We start from the raw sequence: 2,059 nt of genomic DNA on the forward strand, positions 1-2,059 counted from the left end.
GTTGGTGTTGGGGTTGGGTGGTGATCCAGTGGGCTAGTGCGGAGATGGTGGGGGTTTCGAAGATGACGCGGATGGGGACTTCTGCGCTGAGTTCGGTTCGGATCCGGGCGATGAGTTTGGTTGCGGTGAGGGAGTGTCCGCCGAGGTCGAAGAAGCTGTCGTTGATTCCCACGCGTGCTGTGCCGAGGATTTCGCTGAATAGTGTGGCGAGGGTGTGTTCGCGTGGGTTTCGGGGGGGTTGGTAGGTGGTGGTGGTGAGGAAGTGGGGGGCTGGCAGTGCGTGTCGGTCGAGTTTGCCGTTGATGGTCAGTGGCAGTGATTCGATGATCATGATCGCGGTGGGGATCATGTATTGGGGTAGTCGGGTGGCGCAGTATCGGCGTAGTTGGGTGCTCAGTTCGGTGGTGGCGGGGTCGTTGGCGTAGTCGGTGATGGGTTTGATCGGCTCGGCTGGTCGGTAGGCGTCGGTGATTGCTGCGGTGGTGTGGTGGGTGTAGATGATGTCGATGAGGCCGGGGGTGGGTGACCAGGTGACTGTGGTGGTGTAGCCCAGGTGCTGGCCTAGTTGGTGGCAGTGGTGGGGTAGGACCGCATCGGGGGGTGGTGGGGGTTGCAGGTGGCTTAGGGGGGTGTGGTCGTCGGCGTGGTGGAGTGTGTGGGTGGTGGCGACGTGGGTCCATATTCCGGCATGGGGGACGTCGGTGATGCGCAGCGCGTGGGGGTGTTCGGTTTGGAGGTGTTGGCCCAGTGCGGTCAGGCTTTGCCAGTGTTGCCAGGGGTGGCTGGGTGTTTGGGCTAGTGATTGGACGGCCGCGGGGGCTTTGCGCAGGACCACGTCGTAGCGGTAGTTGCTGAGTTCGTTGACCGATTCCATCTGTTTGAGCTGGATGTCGACGGCGGCGATGTCGGGGAGGTGGCGGGTGAGCGTGGTGAAGAATTCGGGTGCCAGTAGCAGTTCGTGTTCGCTGAGTAGGTTGCGGCCTACCTGTTCGCGGATCGCTGCGGCGGGGGCGTTTGGGTCCTGGGTGCAGGTGATGGCGGTGGTCATGGCCGTTAGCAGGGTCAGGTTGCGTACGTCGCCGATGAACAGTGCCCCGCCTGGGGTGAGTAGCCGCATGGTTGCTGAGAGCACGTCGAGCAGGTAGGCCGCGCTGGGGAAGTATTGGATGACGGAGTTGAGGACCACGACGTCGAAATGGTTGTGGGGAAGCCCGTCGATGTTGTCGGCTGGTTGCACCTGTAAGCGGACCCGATCACCCCACGGTTGGCCGGCCAGCGCGTCGTGTAGAGCCTGGATGGTCGGGGCGGAGAAGTCGGTGGCCCAGTATTCGACACAGTGGGGGGCCAGTGGGGTCAGCAGCAGTCCGGAGCCCACCCCGATTTCGAGGATCCGTTGAGGGGCTAGTGCGCTGATGCGGTCCACGGTGGCTTGGCGCCACTGGCGCATCTGCGCCAGCGGGATCGGCGCGCCGGTGTAGCTGCTGTTCCAGCCGCTGAAATCCTCGCCCAGTACGGTGGGGGTGGTTGGTTGCAGTGAGCCTGAGTACAGCTGGTCGTAGACCCTTTGCCACTGGGTGATCAGCCGGGATTCGCGTTCGGGCTCGCGGGTCAGTGCCGCTTGCCGATCGCGGACCACATAGGCCACCAACTGTTGATCAGACTTGGCGGCGTGCGTGACGACGATGGCTTGGGCGACGTGGGGGTGGGTGGTTAGCACCGCCTCGATCTCGGCGGGTTCGATGCGATAGCCGCGTATTTTGACCTGGTCATCGGCGCGGCCCAGGAACTGCAGCTGCCCATCGGCGTGCCAGCGCACCACATCCCCGGTGCGATACATCCGTGTTCCATAACCCCCGAACGGACACGCCACAAACCGTGACGCGGTCAACCCGGCCCGGCCCACATACCCATAGCCCACCCCGGCGCCGGCCACATACAACTCAGCGGCCACCCCCACCGGCACCGGATGCAACCCGGCATCCAACACAAACAACGCCGCCCCTTGCACCGGCGACCCTATCGGCGCCGCGCCCGAACCCGCCCGCAACGGCGCGCTGGC

Annotated in this window: 1 protein-coding gene; it reads right to left on the reverse strand. The window is 64.3% G+C overall.

Features of this window, described 5'->3' with window-relative positions; translation table 11 throughout:
- Positions 1 to 2,059: methyltransferase (locus tag AWC07_RS02540; protein ID WP_139829494.1), on the reverse strand; the 2,059-nt coding region annotated here is incomplete at both ends.

The organism is Mycobacterium gastri, assembly GCF_002102175.1.
GTDB lineage: Bacteria > Actinomycetota > Actinomycetes > Mycobacteriales > Mycobacteriaceae > Mycobacterium > Mycobacterium gastri.